19 protein-coding genes are annotated in these 22,588 nt (G+C 73.4%); 10 read left to right on the forward strand and 9 right to left on the reverse strand.

What is annotated here, in order from left to right:
- The first annotated feature begins 39 nt into the window (after positions 1 to 39).
- The 9 genes from AB0A97_RS29205 to AB0A97_RS29245 all read left to right on the forward strand — a co-directional run bounded on the left by AB0A97_RS29205 (position 40) and on the right by AB0A97_RS29245 (position 11,018).
- Positions 40 to 2,748, forward strand: a complete 2,709-nt coding sequence (locus tag AB0A97_RS29205; protein ID WP_361155426.1) for a DNA polymerase III subunit gamma and tau — start codon at positions 40 to 42, stop codon at positions 2,746 to 2,748.
- Between the two features lie 214 nt (positions 2,749 to 2,962).
- On the forward strand, positions 2,963 to 3,319 hold the full coding sequence (locus tag AB0A97_RS29210; RefSeq protein ID WP_106968753.1) for a YbaB/EbfC family nucleoid-associated protein: 357 nt from the start codon (positions 2,963 to 2,965) through the stop codon (positions 3,317 to 3,319).
- Positions 3,320 to 3,538: 219 nt separating this feature from the next.
- The gene (gene recR, locus AB0A97_RS29215; RefSeq protein ID WP_003984655.1) at positions 3,539 to 4,138 is read left to right on the forward strand and encodes a recombination mediator RecR; all 600 of its coding nucleotides are present in this window, start codon (positions 3,539 to 3,541) and stop codon (positions 4,136 to 4,138) included.
- Positions 4,131 to 4,796, forward strand: a complete 666-nt coding sequence (locus AB0A97_RS29220) for a DUF5063 domain-containing protein (protein ID WP_030019637.1) — start codon at positions 4,131 to 4,133, stop codon at positions 4,794 to 4,796. Before recR ends, AB0A97_RS29220 begins: the two co-directional genes overlap by 8 nt.
- Positions 4,797 to 5,087: 291 nt before the next feature.
- Positions 5,088 to 6,359: an aspartate kinase gene (locus AB0A97_RS29225; protein ID WP_031012973.1), complete on the forward strand. Its 1,272-nt coding sequence runs from the start codon at positions 5,088 to 5,090 to the stop codon at positions 6,357 to 6,359.
- Positions 6,356 to 7,498: an aspartate-semialdehyde dehydrogenase gene (locus tag AB0A97_RS29230; protein ID WP_361155429.1), complete on the forward strand. Its 1,143-nt coding sequence runs from the start codon at positions 6,356 to 6,358 to the stop codon at positions 7,496 to 7,498. The genes AB0A97_RS29225 and AB0A97_RS29230 overlap by 4 nt, the downstream gene beginning before the upstream one ends.
- Before the next feature lie 534 nt (positions 7,499 to 8,032).
- Positions 8,033 to 8,608 (forward strand): SigE family RNA polymerase sigma factor, encoded by a 576-nt coding sequence (locus AB0A97_RS29235; RefSeq protein WP_030019634.1) that lies wholly within the window; start codon positions 8,033 to 8,035, stop codon positions 8,606 to 8,608.
- A complete protein-coding gene (locus tag AB0A97_RS29240; protein ID WP_361155432.1) occupies positions 8,605 to 9,933 on the forward strand; it encodes a DUF4232 domain-containing protein in 1,329 nt (442 codons plus the stop codon). Before AB0A97_RS29235 ends, AB0A97_RS29240 begins: the two co-directional genes overlap by 4 nt.
- 176 nt (positions 9,934 to 10,109) lie before the next feature.
- The gene (locus tag AB0A97_RS29245) at positions 10,110 to 11,018 is read left to right on the forward strand and encodes an SURF1 family protein (protein ID WP_361155434.1); all 909 of its coding nucleotides are present in this window, start codon (positions 10,110 to 10,112) and stop codon (positions 11,016 to 11,018) included.
- Between the two features lie 78 nt (positions 11,019 to 11,096).
- On the opposite strand, the gene AB0A97_RS29250 is transcribed toward AB0A97_RS29245, so the two are convergent.
- Together AB0A97_RS29250 and AB0A97_RS29255 are read right to left on the reverse strand one after the other, a co-directional pair.
- Positions 11,097 to 11,966 (reverse strand): pentapeptide repeat-containing protein, encoded by an 870-nt coding sequence (locus AB0A97_RS29250; protein WP_361155436.1) that lies wholly within the window; start codon positions 11,964 to 11,966, stop codon positions 11,097 to 11,099.
- A gap of 261 nt (positions 11,967 to 12,227) precedes the next feature.
- Entirely contained in the window at positions 12,228 to 14,108 is a 1,881-nt protein-coding gene (locus tag AB0A97_RS29255) for a prolyl oligopeptidase family serine peptidase (protein ID WP_361155438.1), read from the reverse strand.
- 69 nt (positions 14,109 to 14,177) lie between these two features.
- On the opposite strand from AB0A97_RS29255, the gene AB0A97_RS29260 reads away from it, so the two are divergent.
- Positions 14,178 to 15,020, forward strand: coding sequence for a class I SAM-dependent methyltransferase (locus AB0A97_RS29260; RefSeq protein ID WP_361155441.1), 843 nt, complete (start codon positions 14,178 to 14,180; stop codon positions 15,018 to 15,020).
- A gap of 62 nt (positions 15,021 to 15,082) precedes the next feature.
- On the opposite strand, the gene AB0A97_RS29265 is transcribed toward AB0A97_RS29260, so the two are convergent.
- The 7 genes from AB0A97_RS29265 to AB0A97_RS29295 form a co-directional block, all read right to left on the reverse strand.
- A complete protein-coding gene (locus AB0A97_RS29265; RefSeq protein WP_361155443.1) occupies positions 15,083 to 16,108 on the reverse strand; it encodes a hypothetical protein in 1,026 nt (341 codons plus the stop codon).
- A 241-nt stretch (positions 16,109 to 16,349) separates the two neighbouring features.
- Positions 16,350 to 17,735 (reverse strand): deoxyribodipyrimidine photo-lyase, encoded by a 1,386-nt coding sequence (locus AB0A97_RS29270; RefSeq protein WP_361155445.1) that lies wholly within the window; start codon positions 17,733 to 17,735, stop codon positions 16,350 to 16,352.
- A 60-nt stretch (positions 17,736 to 17,795) separates the two neighbouring features.
- Complete coding sequence (locus AB0A97_RS29275; protein ID WP_361155446.1) at positions 17,796 to 18,191, reverse strand: hypothetical protein; 396 nt, start codon at positions 18,189 to 18,191, stop codon at positions 17,796 to 17,798.
- A gap of 139 nt (positions 18,192 to 18,330) precedes the next feature.
- On the reverse strand, positions 18,331 to 18,705 hold the full coding sequence (locus tag AB0A97_RS29280) for a hypothetical protein (RefSeq protein ID WP_361155448.1): 375 nt from the start codon (positions 18,703 to 18,705) through the stop codon (positions 18,331 to 18,333).
- A gap of 326 nt (positions 18,706 to 19,031) precedes the next feature.
- Positions 19,032 to 20,660: an FAD-dependent oxidoreductase gene (locus AB0A97_RS29285; RefSeq protein ID WP_361155450.1), complete on the reverse strand. Its 1,629-nt coding sequence runs from the start codon at positions 20,658 to 20,660 to the stop codon at positions 19,032 to 19,034.
- Positions 20,657 to 22,180 (reverse strand): globin domain-containing protein, encoded by a 1,524-nt coding sequence (locus tag AB0A97_RS29290; protein ID WP_361155452.1) that lies wholly within the window; start codon positions 22,178 to 22,180, stop codon positions 20,657 to 20,659. Before AB0A97_RS29290 ends, AB0A97_RS29285 begins: the two co-directional genes overlap by 4 nt.
- Entirely contained in the window at positions 22,177 to 22,374 is a 198-nt protein-coding gene (locus AB0A97_RS29295; protein WP_361155455.1) for a hypothetical protein, read from the reverse strand. Before AB0A97_RS29295 ends, AB0A97_RS29290 begins: the two co-directional genes overlap by 4 nt.
- Between the last annotated feature and the right edge of the window lie 214 nt (positions 22,375 to 22,588).

Below are 22,588 nucleotides of genomic sequence, written 5' to 3' on the forward strand. Positions count from 1 at the left end.
GCGGCCCGGTTGTCGGTGCGGGCCGATATCGTCGTATGCGTGTCGTCCCTCGCGCTGTACCGCCGCTACCGCCCCGAGACCTTTGCTCAGGTCATCGGGCAAGAGCACGTGACCGATCCGCTGCAGCAGGCCTTGCGGAACAACAGGGTCAACCACGCGTATCTGTTCAGCGGCCCGCGCGGCTGCGGCAAGACGACCAGTGCGCGCATCCTGGCGCGCTGTCTCAACTGTGAGAAAGGTCCCACCCCCGATCCGTGCGGGGAGTGCCACTCGTGTGTGGACCTCGCGCGCAACGGGCGGGGGAGCATCGATGTGATCGAGATCGACGCGGCTTCGCACGGTGGCGTGGACGACGCCCGTGAGCTGCGGGAGAAGGCGTTCTTCGGGCCGGCCGCCAGCCGGTACAAGATCTACATCATCGACGAGGCCCACATGGTCACGTCGGCGGGCTTCAACGCGCTGCTCAAGGTGGTCGAGGAGCCGCCGGAGCACCTGAAGTTCATTTTTGCGACGACCGAGCCCGAGAAGGTCATCGGGACGATCCGGTCGCGTACGCATCACTACCCGTTCCGGCTGGTGCCGCCGGGGACCCTGCGTGACTACCTGGGCGAGGTGTGCGGGCAGGAGGACATCCCGGTCGAGGACGGCGTGCTGCCGCTGGTCGTGCGGGCCGGGGCCGGGTCCGTACGGGACTCGATGTCGGTGATGGACCAGCTGCTCGCCGGCGCGGGCGACGCGGGTGTGACATATGCCATGGCCACGTCCCTGCTCGGGTACACCGACGGATCGCTGCTGGACTCGATCGTGGAGGCGTTCGCCGCGGGTGACGGGGCGGCGGCCTTCGAGGTCGTGGACCGGGTCATCGAGGGCGGGAACGACCCGCGGCGGTTCGTGGCCGACCTGCTGGAGCGGCTGCGTGACCTGGTGATCCTGGCGGCGGTTCCGGACGCGGCGGAGAAGGGGCTGATCGATTCGCCCGCCGATGTGGTGGAGCGGATGCAGGCCCAGGCGTCGGTGTTCGGAGGGGCGGAGCTGGCGCGGGCCGCCGATCTGGTCAATACCGGGTTGACGGAGATGCGGGGGGCCACCTCGCCGCGGCTCCAGTTGGAGCTGATCTGTGCGCGGGTGCTGCTGCCCGCCGCGTACGACGACGAGCGCTCGGTGCAGGCGCGCCTCGACCGCCTGGAGCGCGGGGCGAGCACGGCCGGGCTGAGCCTCGGCGCGCCGGTGACGACGGGGGTCGGCGGGCCCGAGGTCGAGTACGTGCCGGGGCCGGGTGCCCATGCGGGAATGCCGCCTTCGGGGTCGCCCGCCGGCGCGCCAGCCGGGTCGCCTGCCGGGCCTGCCGGCCCCGCCGCCGCGCGCGCCGCGGTGCGGGGGATGAACGGCGGGGGCGCCGGGGGCGGCGCCGGGGCCGGAATCGGTGCTGGTGCTGGGGCGAGTGCGCCCGGGGTGTCCTCCGGTGGTGCGCCCGCTGGGGAGATGCCCTCCGGCGGGGGGCAGGCGGAATCCACAGGGGCGGATGCTGCGGCTGCCGCCGCGCCGGGCGCTTGGCCTGGGGCGGCGAATGCAGGAGCAGGAACCGGAGCAGGAGCAGGGGCCGGCGCGGGTTCCGGCTCGGGCGCTGAGCAGGCGGCGCAGCCTGGGGCCTGGCCCGGTCAGGGGGGAGGCCAGGGAGCCGGACAGCGGCAGCCCGGTGCGTGGCCCGGGCAGCAGGCGGCCGGGGGCGCGGCCGGGCGGCAGCCTGGCGGGTGGCCCACGGCGGCGGCGCCGGGGCAGGGCGGCGGCCCGGGAGGCGCCGGGGGCGCCGGCGGCCCTGCCGGTGGCGGTGTGCAGGCCGGTGCGGGCCAGTCCGGGCAGCCCGGCCAGTCCGTACCCGTACAGCACGGACAGCAGTCTCCACAGCCTCCGCAGGCGCAGCAGACAGCTCAGGGCGGCGGGAGCATGGCGCAGGGAGCCGCGCAGGTGCGGCAACTGTGGCCGGAGATCCTGGAGGCGGTGAAGGGCCGCCGGCGCTTCACCTGGATCCTGCTCAGCCAGAACGCGCAGGTCGCCGGTTTCGACGGCACGACGCTGCAGATCGGCTTCCCGAACGCCGGAGCCCGGGACAGCTTCGCCAACGGCGGCAGCGAGGACGTGCTGCGGCAGGCGCTGGCCGACAAGTTCAACGTGCAGTGGAAGGTCGAGGCGATCGTCGACCCGTCCGGGGGCACCAATCCTCCCGGCGGGCCCGCCGGGGGCGCGCCGCAGGGTGGCGGCTTCGGCGGCGGCAATGCCGGCGGTGGCGGCGGCTTCGGCGGCTCCTCCGGCGCTCCGGCGCAGGGCGGCGGGCCGAGCGCTCCGTCCGGTGGCGCGCAGGCCGGGTCCGGATCCGGGTACGACGCGGGCGGCGGCCAGGGTGCGCAGATGGCGCGGCAGGCGGTGGCTCCGACGGGGGCCGCGTCCGGTGGAGGTGGCTACGGGACCGCGGGCGGCCATGACGGTGGCGGCGGCAACGGCGGTCAGGGTGGCAACGGCGGCTCCAGCGGTTCCTACGGGGCCGGGACCGGGGCCGGTGCCTCCGGGCCTGCCGGTGGTGGCGCTGCCCGGTCCGCGTACCGCGAGCCGGACCCCGCACCGGTGTCGATCGAGGACGACATGCCCGCCGAGGACGACCCCGACCTCGTCGACTCCGCGCTGAGCGGACACGACCTGATCGTCCGCGAGCTGGGCGCGACGGTGGTCGAGGAGTTCAACAACGAGTACTGAGCGGTCGAGCGGCTGTCGTCGCGTCCGTACGGAGCGTTACTGAGCGTTCGCTCCGGGCGTGCTGTTCGGGTACGGGCGCGCGCCGGATGGCTGCCGTACGACGGTCGGCCGGGCGTACGGCCCCGCTCCTCCGTACGGCGTAGGGCGTCGCGCCGTTCGAGCACGTAGGCTCGGGCTACCGCACCAATCGTTGTCGTACGGCAGGAGTCACGTAGTGATCCCCGGTGGTCAGCCCAACATGCAGCAGCTGCTCCAGCAGGCCCAGAAGATGCAGCAGGATCTCGCGGCGGCCCAGCAGGAGCTGGCCGAGACGCCCGTGGAGGGTTCGGCGGGAGGCGGCCTGGTCAAGGCGACCGTGAACGGCTCCGGCGAGCTCCAGGGCCTGGTCATCGACCCCAAGGCGGTGGACCCCGAGGCGGGCACCGCCGAGGAGAACGCCGAAACGCTCGCGGACCTCGTCCTGGCCGCCGTACGGGACGCCAACGCCAGCGCTCAGCAGCTCCAGCAGGAGAAGCTCGGCCCGCTCGCCCAGGGGCTGGGCGGCGGCGGCATTCCCGGCCTCCCCTTCTGAGCCACCGGTCACCGGTCACCGGCCACCGGCCACCGGCCACCGGTCGTACGGCCGCCGACCGGAAGGCGGCAGGAGGACGACACAGGCTCCGGCTCCGGCTCCGGCTCCGGAACCACCGTTCCGGATCTCCGGGGCCGAAGTCGTCGGAAGATGGGTCTCCCTTTCCGGGGAGGAGACAACTAGCGTACGCAGCACGGCAGAAGAGAGAGAAGACGTTCCGTGTATGAAGGCGTGGTCCAGGATCTGATCGACGAGCTGGGCAGACTGCCCGGCGTCGGTCCCAAGAGCGCGCAGCGGATCGCCTTCCACATTCTTCAGGCCGAGCCGACCGACGTCCGCCGGCTCGCGAACGCGCTGATGGAGGTCAAGGCGAAGGTCCGGTTCTGCAGCGTGTGCGGCAACGTCGCGCAGGACGAGCAGTGCCGGGTCTGCCTGGACCCGCGCCGCGATCCGGCGGTCATCTGTGTCGTGGAGGAGCCCAAGGACGTCGTGGCGATCGAGCGGACGCGGGAGTTCCGCGGCCGCTACCACGTGCTCGGCGGGGCGATCAGCCCGATCGAGGGCGTGGGCCCCGACGATCTGCGGATACGGGAACTCCTGGCCAGGCTCGCGGACGGCACGATCACCGAGCTGATCCTGGCCACCGACCCGAACCTGGAGGGCGAGGCCACGGCCACGTACCTCGCGCGCATGGTCAAGCCGATGGGCCTGCGGGTGACGCGGCTGGCCAGCGGACTGCCCGTCGGGGGCGATCTGGAGTATGCCGACGAGGTCACGCTCGGGCGGGCCTTCGAAGGGAGGAGACTTCTCGATGTCTGATGCCACGCTGCACGACGCCACGCGGAATCCGGACGATTTCGCCGTACAGATCTCCGACTCGATCGAGAGCTTCATCGTCGCGGTCACCGAGGTGGCCAAGGGTGACGAGCCGGACAGCGCCGTGCCGTTCCTGCTGCTGGAGGTCTCCCAGCTCCTGCTGACCGGCGGCCGGCTGGGGGCGCACGAGGACATCGTGCCGGACGAGCGGTACGAGCCCGACGTGGGCCCGGAACCGGACGTCGACGAGCTGCGGGAGCGGTTCGCGCGGCTGCTGGACCCGGTGGACGTCTACTCCGAGGTCTTCGACCCGTACGTACCGCGCAGCGCGCCCGTCGCCTGCCGGATCTCCGACGACCTCGCGGACCTCATCACGGACCTGCGGCACGGCCTGGCGCACTACCGGGCGGGCCGGGTCAGCGAGGCGCTGTGGTGGTGGCAGTTCTCGTACCTGTCGAACTGGGGGCCGACGGCGAGCGCGGCGCTGCGCGCGTTGCAGTCGCTGGTCGCCCACGTACGGCTGGACCAGCCGCTGGACGAGCTGGACGGCCTGGACACGGACAGTGACGCGGCGGACGGCGACGAGGAGCGGCTCGCCGAGGAGGCCGGCAAGGTCATGGCGGCGGAGATCGCCGGACCGCTGGGGCTGCGCGGGGTGTGAGACGGCCGCGCGGCCGGGTACGCGCCCCGAAGCGCCCGCAACGGCCACCGCGACCGGTGTGACCTGGCTTACCTTTCCGTGTGCCCTTGTGAGAAGCGGGCATGTGCTGGCCGAGCGGGCGCAACGGCGCGCCCACGCCGGTCCACGGACGTTCGTGACGTGAGCGCTGTGTCTCACCATGTGGTATTGGCGAGGCGGATTCCGCCTGCTCGTTAGACTGAGCCGACCGCAGTACCCCCTTTCCGGGGGTCCGGGAGGAAACTCCCGAAGAGACAGTTGCGAGGAGCGCACGTGGGCCTTGTCGTGCAGAAGTACGGCGGCTCATCCGTTGCGGATGCCGAGGGCATCAAGCGCGTTGCCAAGCGAATCGTCGAGGCCAAGAAGAACGGCAACCAGGTGGTTGTGGTGGTCTCCGCGATGGGCGACACGACGGACGAGCTGATCGATCTCGCGCAGGAAGTGTCCCCGATCCCGTCGGGGCGCGAGTTCGACATGCTGCTGACCGCCGGAGAGCGGATCTCCATGGCCTTGCTGGCGATGGCGATCAAAAACCTCGGTCACGAGGCGCAGTCCTTCACCGGGAGCCAGGCCGGTGTCATCACCGACTCCGTGCACAACAAGGCGCGGATCATCGATGTCACCCCGGGCCGCATCAAGACGTCCGTGGACGAGGGCAACATCGCCATCGTCGCCGGCTTCCAGGGTGTGTCCCAGGACAAGAAGGACATCACCACGCTGGGGCGGGGCGGCTCGGACACCACCGCCGTCGCGCTGGCCGCGGCGCTGGACGCGGACGTCTGCGAGATCTACACCGATGTGGACGGTGTCTTCACCGCCGACCCCCGGGTCGTGAAGAAGGCCCGGAAGATCGACTGGATCTCGTTCGAGGACATGCTGGAGCTGGCCAGCTCCGGTTCCAAGGTGCTGCTGCACCGCTGCGTCGAGTACGCCCGCCGTTACAACATCCCGATCCACGTCCGCTCGTCCTTCTCCGGACTGCGCGGCACCTGGGTCAGCAACGAACCGCAAGGGGACCAGCCCATGGAGCAGGCGATCATCTCGGGCGTCGCGCACGACACCTCCGAGGCGAAGGTCACGGTCGTCGGCGTCCCGGACAAGCCGGGCGAGGCCGCGACGATCTTCCGGGCCATCGCGGACTCCGAGGTCAACATCGACATGGTCGTGCAGAACGTGTCGGCCGCCTCGACGGGTCTGACCGACATCTCCTTCACGCTGCCGAAGGACGAGGGCCGCAAGGCCGTCACGGCGCTGGAGAAGACCAAGGCGTCGGTCGGCTTCGACTCGCTGCGCTACGACGACCAGATCGCCAAGATCTCGCTGGTCGGCGCGGGCATGAAGACCAACCCCGGCGTGACCGCGACCTTCTTCGAGGCGCTGTCCAACGCGGGCGTGAACATCGAGCTGATCTCGACCTCCGAGATCCGCATCTCGGTCGTCACCCGTGCGGACGACGTCAAGGAGGCCGTGCAGGCCGTGCACAGCGCCTTCGGTCTCGACAGCGAGAGCGACGAGGCCGTGGTGTACGGCGGCACCGGTCGATGACGACCCCCTTCTCGGGTACGGCTACGGGCCGCGTGGGTGACCGCGCGGCCCGTAAGCCGCATCTGGCCGTCGTCGGCGCCACCGGCGCGGTCGGCTCGGTGCTGCTCGGAATCCTCTCCGAGCGGGCCGACATCTGGGGCGAGATCCGGCTGCTGGCCTCGCCCCCAAGCTCTCAGCTTCGTTCGGGCAGGGGGGACCCCCACCGTTCGGCCGGCCGCAAGCTGACCGTACGGGGCGAGGAGGTCGAGGTCCTCGCGCTGAGCGAGGAGGCCTTCGACGGCATCGACATCGCGATGTTCGACGTACCGGACGAGGTCTCCGCGCAGTGGGCGCCGATCGCCGCCGCCAAGGGCGTGGTGGTCGTGGACAACTCCGCGGCGTTCCGGATGGACCCGGACGTGCCGCTGGTGGTGCCCGAGGTCAACGCGCACGCGGCGCGGGTGCGCCCGCGCGGCATCGTCGCCAACCCGAACTGCACCACCCTGTCGATGATCGTCGCGCTGGGCGCCCTGCACGCCGAGTACGGGCTGAGCGAGCTGATCGTCTCCTCGTACCAGGCCGTCTCGGGCGCGGGCGAGGACGGCGTCGACACGCTGCGCTCCCAGCTCGCCGCCGTCTCCGGTACGGACCTGGGCACCGCCCCCGGCGACGTACGGCGGGCGATGGGCGACACGCTCGGCCCCTTCCCGGCGCCGGTCGCGCTCAACGTCGTGCCGTGGGCCGGGTCGCTGAAGGAGGACGGCTGGTCCTCGGAGGAACTCAAGGTCCGCAACGAGTCGCGGAAGATCCTGAGCCTGCCCGACCTGCGGGTCACCGCGACCTGCGTACGGGTCCCCGTGATCACCACGCACTCGCTGACCGTGCACGCGCGCTTCGAGAACGAGGTCACGGTCGTCGGGGCGCACGAGATCCTCGCGTCCGCGCCGGGCGTCGTGGTCTGTGACGACCCGGAGGCCGGCGAGTTCCCCACGCCCGCCGACGTGGTCGGCACGGACCCGACCTGGGTCGGGCGGGTACGGCGGTCGCTGGACGATCCCAGGGCGCTGGAGCTGTTCGTGTGCGGGGACAACCTGCGCAAGGGCGCGGCGCTGAACGCCGTGCAGATCGCCGAGGTGGTCGCGGCGGAGATGACGGCATAGGCCCGTAGGGCGGGGTACGGAACGCGGGGTACGGGACCGGCCTGCGGACCCGGCGCACGGCATCCGCGCCCGGTGTGCGACGCTCGTTGGCCGGGAAACGTCGACCGTGGCCGAGGAGTGCCGTTTTGGAGAGCTGCTGACCCGATTGGTGCTGTCACTGATCCGCTCAGGAGATACCTTGTGAGTTGTGTGAAGGTCCTGTGAGCGACTCGTTGGTCCAAACCACTTGAACTGGCCCGACGCCGTGTTCGACTATTCGCTCCCCCCTTGCTGCAACCGGTAGTTGGGCGGGGAGCGTCTTTGTGGCCGCCCCTCAGGGGTGTCCATGGACCTGTTGGACAAATGGGGTATTGGGGAAGAGCTGGTACGCATGAGGGCATTTGACCCGCCGTCAAAGACGGTGTCGTGCGCGTACAACCCTGATGGGGGGAAACGTGTCCAACAGGCGTGGCAGAGGTATTCGGCATCGCGATCGCCCCAGGGGGCTCCGGCGGCACGGCAGTGCGGCCGTTGCGGCCCCGCATGCCCGGGGGCATGCCGGTGATCGCCCCGTGGCCCGCCGCGCAGCCCGCGCAGATCTCCCCTCAGCGTGGGGACACTGACGACGCGATGGCTGCGGGCACGACTGTCGACCATCTCACCGAGACCTACCGCGCGCACTACCGATCACTGCTGGGCCTCGCCGCGCTGCTGCTGGACGACACCGCCTCCTGCGAGGACGTCGTCCAGGAAGCCTTCATCCGGGTGCACTCCGCCCGCGGCCGGGTGCGCGATCCCGAGAAGACCCTCGCCTATCTGCGCCAGACAGTCGTCAATCTCTCCCGTTCGGCGCTGCGCCGCCGCATCCTCGGGCTGAAGCTGCTCTCCAAGCCGATGCCCGACATGGCGAGCGCCGAGGAAGGCGCGTACGACCTCCTGGAGCGCGACCAATTGATCAAGGCGATGCGGGGGTTGCAGCGCCGCCAGCGCGAGGTCCTGGTCCTGCGGTACTTCGCGGACATGACCGAGGCCCAGGTCGCCGAGACGTTGGGGATATCGCTCGGTTCGGTGAAGGCGTACGGCTCACGGGGTATCGCGGCGCTGCGCGTCGCCATGGAGGCTCCCGCATGAGTGGCAAGCAGTTCGGCCCGTACGACCCGCAGGACAGGCAAGGCCCGCGGAACTCCCGTAACGAGGGGGAGCCGCGGCATCCGCAGCACCGGCAGGACGCGCAGGACCAGCACGGCACGCAGGACCAGCCCGATGCCCGGCCCCCGCAGGGAGCACAGGACCCGCAAGGCACACAGGACCGGCGGGACCCGCGGGGCTCGCAGGCAGCGAAGGATGCGCCGGACCCGAGGGGCGAGCCGCAGGAACGCGGGGAGACCGACCAGCCCGGACAGGACACCGGCCACAGCGTCGGCGAGGACGAGCTGCGGCGGCTGCTGCACTCCGCCGTCGGCGACCTGGAGCCCGCCCCCGACTCGCTCGAACAGTTGCGCCGCGCGGTCCCGGCCCGGCGCCGGCGCCGCCGCCACGCCGTGGCCGGCGCCGCCGCGGCCATCCTGCTCGGCGGTACGTCCATCCCCGCGATGGTGCACGTGGCCGACTTCGCCGACGGCCCCGAGGACCGTCCCGCCAACGCCGCCAGTACACAGCGCACCCCGGGCAGCACCGAAGGCACGCACGGCGAGGGCACCGAGCACAGCGGCAAGCCGCCGGCCGGGCACGGCGGGAAGAAGACCGGTCCGGGCAAGTCGGCCGAACCGGGCAAGAGCCCGGACGCGGCGGAGAAGCAGCCCAGCGCCGGCACCGGCACGCCGTACCCGTCCGGGACGATGGACGTCACCTCGCCCGCCTGTTCGCGCGCGCAGCTCGGCAACGGTGTCAGCTCGGTCGGCCCCGCCGACGCCGGCGGCCGCGTCTACGGCTCGTTCCGGGTGGTGAACACCTCCGACACCGCGTGCTCGGTCGAGGGCGGCGGCGAGATCGGCGTGCTCCCGCAGGGCGGTACGGACAGCTCGCGCGTCAGCGTCGTCGACCACACGGCGGGCGACGCGGCCCCCGCCCTGCCCGACCCGATCACCACCCCGGACCAACTGGTGCTCAAGCCGGGCCAGGCGTACGAGGTCAAGTTCGCGTGGGTCCCGGCGGAGGGCGGCGGCACGACCGGCTGCTCCGCGCCGCCCCCGTCGCCGACCCCGGTTCCGTCCAAGGCACCCGGTGAGAAGACGCCGGACTCCTCCTCGTCGGCGTCCGGCGAGGGCGGCGGCAGCACCACGGGCGGCAGCCAGGCCGGCGGCAACGAGGGCACCCCGGGCGGTGGCTCCAACCCGCCGGGCGGCATCGTGCTGAACCACACACCGGAGGCCGGGGAGCCGGCCGCGGCGGACGTCAAGCTTCCGGACGCCTGCGCCGGGACGGTCTACCGCACCGAACCCCTGCCGGCGCAGTAGCGGCCCGCCCCGGGCACTGCCTGCCCTGGGTGAACTCTCCAGGGCCGGTGCGGGCGCGGAGCCGGGCTGAGGTCCGCGTCCGGGCCCGCGCGCGGGTTCTCACCCGGGCCGCGCGGGGCGGCGTGGGTACGGCCCCGCCGTCCGGTCCGGGTGGCGCTCCCCGTACCGTTGGCCTTGTGTACCGGTTCCTGCTGACCCCGCGGTGGTGGGGAATCAACGTCTTCGCCGTACTGGCGATTCCTTTCTGCATCTTCATGGGCAGCTGGCAGCTGAGCCGCTTCGAGGACCGCGTCGACACGCACCACCAGCAGGAGGACCGGTCCGCCGAGGCGCAGGCCGCGGCCGCCCGGCCGCTGGACGAGCTGCTGCCGGTGGACAAGGTCACCTCGGGCCGCCAGGCCACCGCCACCGGTCGCTACGACACCGGACACCAGTTGCTCGTCCCGGACCGCCGTCTCGACGAGCGGAACGGTTTCTACGTACTGACGCTGCTGCGTACGGACGGCGGCAAGGCGCTCCCGGTCGTACGGGGCTGGCTGCCCGGCGACGCGAACGCGCCCGAGGCCAGGGCGAAGGTGCCCGCGCCGCCGAGCGGCGCGGTGACGGTCACCGGGGCCCTGCAGGCTTCGGAGAACCAGGGCACCGACGGGGTGCACGCGGGCGGCGGGCTGCCGGCCGGGCAGCTCGGCATGATCAGCGCGGCGTCACTGGTCAACATCGTCCCGTACGACGTGTACGACGCCTGGATCACCGTGACCGAGGCCGACGCGCCGCTGGTCGCCGTGCCGCCGACGGCGGCGGAGGGCAGCGGGCTGGACCTGAAGGCGTTCCAGAACCTGGGGTACACCGGGGAATGGTTCGTGTTCGCCGGGTTCGTGATCTTCATGTGGTTCCGGCTCTTCCGCCGGGAGGCGGAGGCGGCCAGGGACGTGGCGCTGGGGCTGGTCCCGGCGGAGGAGAGGGCGGCGGCCGGGGCCTCCGGGAGCGCCGAGTCTGCCGGGAGCGCCGATGACGGTACGAGCGCTGCGAACGGCGCGAAGGGCGCGAGCGGCGCGAACGGCACCTCCTCCGCGACACGGTCCTGAGCCGGCCACCTCGCTGCTGTCCCGGCCGCGGCCCCCGTCTCCCGCGGCTCCCCGTCGTCCGCTACTCCCCGCCTCCCGCTACTTCCCGTTTCCCGATGGCCCCTGCCCCCGCTCCTGCCAGTGCGCCGGGCGGCTGAGCGCCTCGGGCAGCTTCGTCGAGGCGTCGCCCCTGGCCGCGTTGAGCTGGGCCTGGGTGAGGAAGATGCTGCCGGTCAGGTCGGCGCCGCTCAGGTTCGCGTCCCGGAAGTCCACGCCGATCAGGTCGGCGGTCCGCAGATCCGCGCCCTTGAGGTCGGCGGCGATGAGGTAGGCGCCGCGCAGGTTCGCGCCCCGCAGGTCGGCCCCCCTGAGCCGGGCGCCGATCAGGTCGGCCCCCCGGTGGTTCTTCTTACGGCCGGGAACGGTGGCCCGCACCAGTTCGCTGGTGCGCAGCAGCAGGGCGTTGACGTCCTGCCGTACGGCCGCGACGTCCACGTCGGCGAGCGCGTCGGCGCTGCCGCGGGTGAGCCGGTCGGTCTCCTTCAGGGCGCGGCGGAGGTCCTTGTGGACGGGACGCGCGGCCGGCAGCTCCAGTGCCTCGGCCAGGTACCAGAGCAGTTCGTGGAGCTGGCGCATGACGGGGAACACGTCGAACATCTGCCGCGCGGTGCCCGGCGCGCTGCGCCAGTCCGTACCGCCGAAGGTGACCTGGGAGACCTTCTGGCCAGCGCCGAAGCAGTCGAAGACCGTACAGCCGGAGAAGCCCTTGTCGCGGAGGCGGGCGTGGATGCCGCAGCTGAAGTCCGCCTGGAGGTTCGTGCACGGCTTGCCGGCGGGCTTGTCGACCGCGAAGTCGGCGGAGGCGGCGAAGGGCAGCGCGACGCAGCACAGCCCGAAGCAGTTGCCGCAGTCGGCCTGCAGGTCGAGACGGTCACCGCCGGCCGAGGGGGCTTCATGCTTCTGGGACACCGTGAGCGCTCTCCTGCCACAAGACGAGCGGGAGTGCGCCCCCGCTCCGTTCCACGTACGAACCTCCATTCTCCCGGACGGGGGAGAGCGCCGGGGGAGACGGGGCGGGGGGCGGGCGCGGGGCGGTGCGGTCACGGGCGGGGGAGGGGGCCTGGGGCCTCGGGATCTGAGGGCCGGGGGCCCGGGGACCGGGGCGGGCCCACGTGGCGCTCTGGGGGCTTCCCCCCCCGCCCCACCCACCCCCGCCCCTGCTCTCGACCGCTACTGCTTCAGCTCACCGCTGCTCTCCACCCCCGCCCCCAGGCCCAGGTACCGGCGCGTGAAGTCCAGCTCCAGGCGGACCTGCTTGATGCGCTCCTCGACGACCAGGGAGCCGTGGCCGGCGTCGTAGCGGTACACCTCGTGCGGGTGGCCGCGGTCCTTCAGGCGGTCGACGTAGTTCTCCACCTGGCGGATGGGGCAGCGCGGGTCGTTGACCCCGGCGGAGATGTAGACCGGCGCGCGCACCGCGTCCACGTACGTCAGCGGCGACGACGCCTCGAAGCGCTCCGGCACCTCCTCCGGCGTGCCGCCCAGCAGCGTGCGGTCCATCGCCTTCAGGGCCTCCATCTCGTCGTGGTACGCGGTGACGTAGTCCGCCACCGGGACCGCCGCCAGGCCCAGCGCCCACGCCTCCGGCTGGGTGCCCAGCCCGAGCAGCGTCAGGTAGCCGCCCCACGAGCCGCCGGAGAGCACCAGCCGCTCCGGATCGGCCAGCCCGGAGGAGACGGCCCACTCCCGCACCGCCGCGATGTCCTCCAGCTCGATCAGCCCGACGCGGTGCTTGAGGGCGTCCGTCCACTCCCGGCCGTAACCCGTCGAGCCGCGGTAGTTCACCCGCACCACGGCGAAGCCGTGGTCCACCCACGCCGCGGGCGCGGACGCGAATGCGTCGCTGTCGTGCCACGTCGGGCCGCCGTGGATCTCGAAGACCGTCGGGAACGGGCCATCGCCGGCCGGCTGCTGCACCAGCGCGTGGACCGTGCCGCCCGGGCCCTCCACCCACGCGTCGGTCACCGGCACCGAGCCCGGCGCCTTCATCCCGGGCGGGTCGAGGACGACCCGCCCGCTCGTCGAGCGCACCTCCGGCGGCTGCGCGGCCGACGACCAGAGGTACTCCACCGAGCCGTCCGGCCGCGCCGTCGCCCCGGCGACCGTCCCGGCGGGCGTCTCGACGCGGGTCAGCTGCCGGGTCAGCGGCTCGTAGCGCCACAGTTCGGCGCGCGCCCGGAACTCGTGCTCCACCAGCAGGGCGGCACCGTCCGGATACCAGTCGGCGGCCACGTCGCCCGGCAGGTCGATGTCCAGGGCGCTCTCCTCGCCCGTCAGCGGGTCCCAGATCATCGGCTCCCAGCGGCCGCGCCGCTGGTGCCCGACGAGCAGCCGGGAGTCGCCGTCCACCGGCGCGAAGCCCATCACGGACAGGCCCAGCTCCTCGGTGCCGCCCTTGGTGTCGTCCAGCTCGGCGACGGTCGAGCCGTCCGGCCGCAGCACCCGGATCGCGGAGTGCATCGCGTCACCGTGCTCGGTGTGCTCGACGGCGATCAGCGAACCGTCGTGCGACAGGGCGCCCACGCCCGCCGACTCGCGGTGCCGGTAGATCTCCACGGGTTGCTGCCCGGGCCGTACGACGTGGATGGTGGTGCCGTCCTCGTCCGTGGAGCGGCCGATCACCGCTGTGCCGTCCCGGCCGAGCGCCAGGCCCGCCGGGTACGAGGGCTCCAGGCCGGGCGCGGCCGGCTCGTCCGGGCCGCCGCCGAACGGCTGCCGCTTCCAGATGCCGAACTCGTCGCCGTCGGTGTCCGAGAACCACCAGATCCACTCGCCGTCGGGCGTCAGCGTGCCGTCCGTCGTGCCGTTCGGCCGGTCGGTGGCCTGCCGCTGCCCGCCGCTCGCCCGGTCCCAGGCGTACAGCTCGAAGGTGCCGGTGGCGTTGGAGACGAACAGCGAGCGGTCCGAGGCGTCCTCGGCCCACTCGGGCAGGCCGACCCGCGGCGCCCGGAAGCGCTTCTCCCAGTCCGGCACGGTCGCGGGGGAACCGGCCGTCCCCGGGGCGCCCGCCCCGGAAGCTTCGGTGTTGGCGTTGGTGGTCTCGTCAGTCATGGCCCCATTCTGCGCAGGCCCGGAAAAATTCCGCTGACACGGCCCCCAGCCTGTGGATAACTTCGCCGGATGCTGACACACACGGGACCTGAGGACTGGCGTGCGGCCAACCGTGCCATGTGGGACGAGCGGGTCCCCATCCACCTCGCCAGCGACTACTACGACCAGGACGGTTTCCGCCGGGACCGGGACGTCATCCGTGACTTCGAGGCGGCGGAGGTCGGCGACGTCACCGGCAGGACGCTGCTGCACCTCCAGTGCCACATCGGCCAGGACACCCTGTCCTGGGCCCACCGCGGCGCCGCCCACGTCGTCGGCCTGGACTTCTCCGAACCGGCGATCGAGGCCGCCCGCGCACTGGCCGCCGAGGTCGGCATCGGCCCCGACCGTGCCACCTTCCTCACCGCCGACGTGTACGACGCGGCCGACGCCGTCGCCGCCACCGGGGCCCCAGCGGCGTACGACGTCGTCTACACCGGCCTCGGGGCGCTCTGCTGGCTGCCGGACATCCGCCGCTGGGCCGAGACGGCCGCTTCCCTCGTCGCCCCCGGAGGCTTCCTCTACCTCGCGGAGTTCCACCCGCTCACCGACGTCCTGGACGACGAGAGCGCCTCGCGCGTCGCGTACGACTACTTCAGCCGGGACGCGTGGGTGGACGAGAGCCCGGGGACGTACACGGACTTCTCGGCCCCCACGGTCCACAACCGCCGCGTCGAGTGGCAGCACACCCTCGGCGACGTCGTCTCGGCGCTCGCCGCGGCCGGTCTGCGCCTGGAGTTCCTGCACGAGCACGACATGACGATGTTCCAGCGCTTCGGCTCGCTGGCACGCGGGGACGACGGCTACTTCCGGCTGCCCGCCGACCGCCCCCGCGTCCCGCTCATGTACTCGCTCAAGGCGACGCGCCCGTAAGGCTCAGGCGGCCGCGGGACTCACCCGCACGTCTGCGGGACCCGCACCGACGCCTGCGGGACTCACACGAACTTCTGCGGCCGGTGCCACAGCGCCTCGTCGGTGCCGCGGAAGAACAGCTCCAGCCGGCCGTCCCGGTTGGTGCCGACCACCGGGTCGCCGCCGACGTTGCGTACCAGCTCGAAGTGGCCGCTCCAGTCCACGCCGTTGATCTTCGATTCCTCGGCCGCGTACATGTGGCCGTTGGTGCTGTGGTGGAAGACCACCAGCCGCCCGTCGGCCGCGCGCGCCAGCGCGGGCGTGCCCTGGACGCCGCCCCCCAGGCTGGAGGCGGAGGTCCAGGAGTCGTACCCGGCCTTCTGCTGGATGTGCCACAGCTGGGTGTCCGTACCGCGGAAGAACACCTGGACGCGCTGGTCCGAGTCGAGACCCGCCTCGATGCCGCCGCCGATGTTGCGTACGAGCTCGAAGTGGCCGCTCCAGGAGTCGCTGGAGTCGGGCACCTTCTGCTGGTTGTCGTAGAGGTTGCCGTTGGTGCTGTGGTGGAAGACCTCCAGCTTGCCGTCACCGGCCCGCGCGACCGCCGGGTTGCCCTGCACGCCGCCGGCCAGGCTGGACGGCGCCACCCAGTTCTCGTAGTCGACGTTCTGCTGGTACACGTGCCACAGCTGGGTGTCCGTGCCGCGGAAGAAGACGTCCAGGCGCCCGTCGGCGTTGACGGCCGGGACCGGGTCGCCGCCGATGTTGCGCACGATGATGTCGTCGGGGCTGAAGCCGACGTTGATCGCGCCCTGCCGCACGTGGTGCAGGTGACCGTCCGAGCCCTTGTAGAAGACCGAGATGCGGCCGTCCAGGCTGCGGATGGCGTTCGGTTCGCTGCCCAGCGAACCGCCCAGGTTCTCCCAGTCGCTCCAGCCGCCGTCGCGCTTCTGCCAGATGGTCCACAGCGCCTGCTCGTTCTTCCCGCGGGCGAACACCTGGAGGCGGCCGTCGGCGTTCGGGGCCACGGAGGGGTTGCCGACGATCTGCCCGTGCAGGGAGGTGGCCTCGTCCCAGGCCATACCGGGTGTGGTGGGGATGTCGACCATGATCGCTCTCCTTCGTGCGTACGAGTGGAGCAGGTCGGCGCACAGGCTAGCCACGGGAACGGCACCCGAGAACACGGCCCGGCCGATTGACCGGAACCACCCGTCATACCCGGCCATGAGCGACATCGGGGGCGGCGAGCGGGCGGCGAGGGGACAGCGGGCCGGTCAACGGCGAACCGGCGAAGGGCGCCGTTCACCGGGCCACCGGCGGACCGCCGACGCCCCACCACCGGCCCCGCCCCTACTCCAGCCCGCGGGCCTGCTGGAACCGCGCCAGACCGTCCGCCAGGTCGATCACCGGGTCCGGGTAGTCCAGCGCCGCCCGCGCCGCGGCGGGCCTCAGCTTCCACGGCTGGTGGACGGCGCCCCCTTCCAGCCCCGGTACGTCCGCCAGCTCCGGCACCCAGCGCCGTACGTACGCGCCGTCCGCGTCGAAACGCTTCGCCTGCGCCAGGGGGTTGAGGACGCGGTTGGGGCGGGTGTCCGTACCGGTGCCCGCCGCCCACTGCCAGTTGAGCTGATTGTTGGCCAGGTCGCCGTCGACCAGGAGCGACAGGAAGTGCGCCGCGCCCAGCCGCCAGTCCAGATACAGCGTCTTGGTCAGGAAACTGGCGGTCAGCAGTCGCGCCCGATTGTGCATCCACCCTTCGTGGGCGAGCTGCCGCATCGCCGCGTCCACGACCGGGTAGCCGGTGCGGCCGGTGCGCCACGCCTCGGCCTCCTGCTCGTCGTGGCGCCAGCGGTCGTGCCGCGCCCGGTAGTCGGCGTGCGCGGCGGCCGGGCGGGCCGAGAGAACCTGGTGGTGGAAGTCCCGCCAGGCCAGCTGCCGTACGAACGCCTCGGCGCCGTCCCCTCCGCCACCCGCCGCACGGGCGCGCCGGACCAGTTCCACGGCGGACAGCGTGCCGAAGTGCAGATGCGGGGAGAGGCGGGACGTCGCGTCTCCGGCGAGGTCGTCCTGCCCCTGTGCGTAGCGGCGCAGCGGCGTGCCCATCCAGGCCGTCACCCGGCGGCGGCCTTCCACCTCGCCGCCCGCCGCCAGCCCGGGGGACACCCCGGACACGTCACGCCGCCGCGGTACGGGACCGGAGCCGGCCGCCTCGGGCACCCGCACCCGCCGGGGTGCTGGCAGCACGTCGCGGTGGCGTTCGGCCTGCCAGCGCCGGAAGTACGGCGTGAAGACCGCGAAGTGGTCCTTGCCGGCCGGGGTGACCTCGCCCGGCGCGAGGGCGGTGACCACCGCGTCGTGCACGTGCAGCCGCCGCCCGGCGGCCTCCAGGGCGCGCCGCAGCCGCTCCTCCCGGCGGTGCGCGTAGCCGCTGACCCCGCCCGCCACATGGACGTCGCGCGCGTCCGCCTCGGCAGCGGCCCGCGCGGTCTCCTCGACCACGTCCCCCGTACGGACGACGAGCCGGCCCCCACGGGCGCGCAGCGCCTCGTCCAGGTCCGCCAGGCAATCGGCCAGGAAGGCACGCCGGTTGGGGACGTCGAACCCCGCGGCCCGTACGCCGTCGTCGAGGACGAACAGCGGGACGACACCGCCCGTGGCCCTCACCGCGGCGTGCAGGACGGGATTGTCGTGGACCCGCAGGTCGGAGGTGAACAGGGCGATCGAGGCAGCACTCATGGGGGTTGCTCCGGGCGTTGTGGGGGAGAGAGCCGAGGTTGGTGGGAAGGCGCGTACGGGTTACGCCCGCGCGCCCCGGCCACACCGCCCGGTCGCCGGCCACAGCACCCCGGCGACCGACAGCGCCCCCCACCCCACGGAGACGGCCACCGCGGCCCGCCGCCGCGCCCGCCCCGGCAGGGTCATGCCGAGCAGTGCCGCGTCACCGAAGTCCGCCGCGATCCGCAGACAGGCGGCGGTGCGCAGGGCCGGCCCCGCCGGTGCCAGGAGCAGCGCCAGGCCGCAGGCCGCGTCGCGCCAGGCCAGCGGGCGCAGCGAGGTACGGGTGGCGGGGGCCGTCCGGCCGTTCGCTTCCGCGAGGCCGGAGGGCTGGGCCAGCAGGCCGGGCCAGGCGGTGACCGCCAGTCCGTACACCGCCGTCGTGGCACCCACCGTGCGCAGCAGTCCCACGTGCATCGTCCGTCTCCTCCTGTCGGCCGCCGTGGCAGGCCCGGAGCGTGCGCCTGCGCGTACCCACTCTTCCCCTTCCGCCGCCTCCCGGCGGTACAACGCGCCCGGCGGACCGTTCCGGCGGCGCGGCGGGTGGCGGCGGCGCTCAGACGTCCAGCTCCGCCTCGACCCCGCGCAGGCTCTCCCGCGCGGCCTCCAGGTCGCCGCTGGCCCGGTCCAGCACGAGGAAGACGAAGATGCCCTGGCAACTGCGCCGGGTGAGGGGGCGGATGACGTGGAACGCGTCGTCGAGCGTGACGACGATGTCGTCGATGCGTTCGGGGCGGTAGCCGATGAGTTCCAGTGCGGAGAGCTTGGCGCGCACCACGTCGGTGTCGCCGCGGGCCGCCGCTTCGAGGTCGGGCCCGGCCGGATCGCCGACCGCGCCGAGCGTCAGACGGCTGAAGTAGTCGACGATCGAGGCGCCGAGGACGCCTTCCAGCTCCGCCAGGTCCCGCAGCGTCTCATCGATGCCTGCCATGGCCACCTGCCCGGGCACCCGGCCCCGTCGCACGTCGAACCGACCGCCGACCAGACTTCCCGGCACACCAGGAGTGCGCCATGGCGACCCCATACGTTCATCCTGGCACGGTGCGCGGCAGCATGACGGCGTACCAGGCGGTGCGTTCGGGGCGGCAGAGGCGCCGGCTCGGGGCGCGCCCCGGCTGTACGCGAGCGTGTTCCGTGGCGTGGGCGCCGGGTCGCGTACTCACGCGCCTCAGTGTGCGCATACGCGCCCCCGGCCCCCTCGGCACCCCAGTACCCCTGGGCCCGTGACCAGTGCCCCTGGGCCCCGTGACGGCCCTGTCAGGCCGCCTCCGCCGCGATGATCTCGTCGGCCGCGCGCTGCCCGCTCGCCACGCAGTCGGCGACGCCCACGCCGTCGTAGGCCGCGCCGCACAGCCGCAGCCCCGGCAGCGTGGACAGCCCGTTGCGTACCCGCGTCACGCGGGCGGGGTGCCCGACCGCGTAGTGCGGCAGCCCGCCGATCCACCGGGTCACGTCGGTCGCCACCGGGCGCGCGGTCAGACCGGTGGCCTCGCCCAGGTCGCGCAGCGCGGCGCTCACCAGGTCGGCGTCGTCCAGGTAGAGGATCTCCTCCTGGCCGTACCGGCCGATGGACGTCCGCAGCAGGAACAGGTCCTTGGCCCGCTCCGACAGCCAGTCCCACTTACGGGTCAGGAACGTGGACGCCTTGATGGTGTGCCCGTCACCCGGCGGCACGAGGAAGCCGCACCGGCCGTCGAACGCCGTCAGCCCTTCCAGGTGCGAGCGCCGGAACGCCATCGTCACCAGGGCCATCGACGCGTAGGCGACCTCGGACAGCTCGGCCGCCGCGAGCGGCGCCTCGGCGGCGAGCAGGGTGGCCGCCGTCCAGGCCGGAGTGGCGAGGACCAGACCGTCGCACAGCAGGGTGCGGGCGGCGGTGCGTACCTCCCAGCCGTACGGGCCACGGGTCAGCGCCAGGGCCGGGGTGTTGCGCAGGATCTCGCCCCCGGCGGCGCGTACGGCATCGGCCACGGCGCCCGCGAGGGTGCCCGCGCCCCCGTCCAGCCCGAGGTAGTCGGGGCCGCCGCGGGAGAGGTCCGGGATCGTGTGGGCGCCTCGGGGGCCGCCGGGGAGGCCGCCGGCGGACTCCGGACCGGCACATCCCACGTCCGCACCCGCACCCGGTCCCGGTCGGGTGAACCCGGAGCGGGGCCGGGGGACGAGCGGACCGGAGCGTGCCCGCCCGGGAAGTCCCGGCTGACCGGCGGTTCCCGGCCGGTCGGCGAGGCGCCGCTGCTCGGCGATCCGCCGTTCCTCCGCGATCCGCCGCCGCTCCACCGCCTGCCGTTCCTCGGCGGCGCGCCGCTGCTGCTCGGCCGTCCGCCGCCGCACCGCCCGTACGCCGGTGAGCAGCGCGCCGTCGTGCCGCGCCGCCTCGAAGAGCTGCGGTACGGCGGCCCGCAGGGACACCTCGTACGTGTCGGCCGTACGGGCCCTGCCGAGGACGTCCCGCCCACGGCAGCTCGGGATCGGCCGCAGCGCGCCCCGCGTCCACAGCGCGGCGTCCGTCGCGGCCGGGACGCGCAGCCGGTCGCCGAGGCCGACCGCCCGCGCCAGGTCGACCGCCTCCGGCCGGGGCACCCGCAGGGCCTCGGCGCCGAGGTCGACCGGCGTCCCGGCGATCTCGCCCGAGCGCAGCTTGCCGCCGACCCGGCCGGTGGACTCCAGCAGCGTCACCCGCAGGCCCGCGCCGGTCAGCCGGTGGGCGGCGGCGAGCCCGGCGATGCCGCCGCCGATGACGACGATGTGCCGCGCGAGCGTCGGACCGGACGCGTCGGGCCCCCCGGACGCGGCGGCGGTTCCGGGCCGGGGCGCGGGACCTGTCGCCCCGTCAGGCCCGGGGCGGCCGGCGGGACGTACGGCGGACACGGTCGTCGGCACGCTCATGAGTCGGCTCCTTCGAACGTGGTGCTCGCGGTCGTCCGCCGGCCGGCCGCGGCGCCCCGGGACCGGGACACCACGGCGGGGCCGCCCGACGCCGGATCGCCGGCGGCCTCCTCGGGGCGGGACGGCGGGCGCAGGATGTCGGAGAGCGGATCGTGGCGGATGTTCTGGGGCGGCACTCCGGCGGCGGTCAGCCGGGCCACGGTCGTGTCGACCACCGCGGCCGGTCCGCTGACGTACGCGAGGTGCCCCGACCAGTCGGCGTGCCGCGTCACCGCGTCGGCCACCGCCTCGGCCAGCGCGTCGTAGCCGTGCGCGTCCGGACCGAAGGCGCCGCCGGTCTCCGGACGCCGCCCGACGACGGGCGTCACCCGCAGCCACGGCCGCCCCCGTTCCAGCTCCGAAGGCGCCCCCGCGTCGTACAGGTCGGCGAAGCTGTGGGCCCCGAGGAACAGCCGTACGCTGCGGTGACCGCGGCGCGCGGCCAGCTCCTCCAGCAGCGCCTTCACGGGCGCCCAGCCGGTGTCCGCCGCGACCAGGACCAGGTCGCTCGCCAGCTCGTCGTCCAGCGTCATCGACCCGCGCGGCGGACCGACCCGCAGCGTGTCACCGACCTGGGTCCGCGCCACCAGCGCCTCGCTCACACCGCCCGTGCAGGTCTGCCGTACGTGGAACTCCAGCTCGGCGTCGGACCGGGGCGCGCAGGCGATCGAGTACTGCCGCCACGCCTGCGGCAGCCGCGGCGACTCCAGCGCCGCGAACTGCCCGGCCCGGTACGGGTACGGCTCGTGCGGCCGCACCCGCAGGACGGCGAGGTCGGGGCGGCGCCGCTCGTGCGCGGTCACCGTGGCCTGCCAGTACGGCGGTTCGGCGAGCGCGGCCTCGGCGCCGCTGACCATGGCGGCGACGGCGAACCGCAGCATCCGCACCCACGCCTGCTCCACGGCCTCGGCCCAGCGCGGGCCCGCCGTACGGCGCAGTGCCTCGCACAGCGCCGCCTCGAACGCCTCGAAGTGCACCGGACGCACCCCGAGCTTGCGGTGGTCACGGCCGAGCCGCCCGAAGACCTCCGCGATGTCGTCGGGCCGGTGCAGGTTCTCGATCAAGTACCAGAAGGCGCGCGCCAGGTGGGCGCGCTGGAACTCCATCGACTCCGGGAACAGCGACCGCAGGTAGGGCCACCGCCGGAACATCGCGTCGTAGAGGTGGGTGATCAGCTCGCCGAAGGGCGTCACGAGTTCCAGGTACTCGGTGATCACCCGCTGGTCGGCGGCGCCGTCGTAGGCGTCGGCCTGCGGATCGGCGGGGTACCGACCGGCGGCTCCGGAGACGTTGCCGGAGTGGATCGGGGGCCGGCCGAGCGCGCGGGAGCTGCCGGACGGGCCGCCCGCCTGCCCGCCGTACGTCGGGCGCTCCTGGACCGCGTCCTCGCGTTCCGGGCGCGGCGAAAGGATACGGCGGCGCAGCCGCATGGCCTCGTGCCGGGCGAGCAGGGCGTGGTAGTCGTCGTTGACGCCGCTCATGGCTGGACGACCGGGTTCGTGACGGAGGCGGTGGCGTTCGCGGCTCCGGCGGCGACGGTGGTCCCGGCGGATCGCGGGGACGTACGGGCCGGGCAGGCCGGGGCGAGGGGGGAGACCGGGAGGGCCGGAACGGCTCGGAGCGCTCTGACCGTGAGGGCGTACGGCACGGGGGCGTACGACGCGAGGCGTGGCATGAGCGGACCTCCTGAAGGGGATGGGGCGCGTCAGTATGGCACCAGGCAAAGGTGCCCAAACGGCCCTATTCCCGAGGGACTTTCGGCCCTCGCCGGGCGCGGACGCACGGGTGTGTGATGCCCTCGCACCCCTTTGCGCGCGTACGGAGCACCCCCCGGCCACCGCCGGCAGCCGCTCCCGACGCGCGCGTACGGAGCGGGTGTTACGGCGGCG

Origin of the sequence: Streptomyces sp. NPDC045470 (genome assembly GCF_040646595.1) — a bacterium.
Lineage (GTDB): Bacteria > Actinomycetota > Actinomycetes > Streptomycetales > Streptomycetaceae > Streptomyces.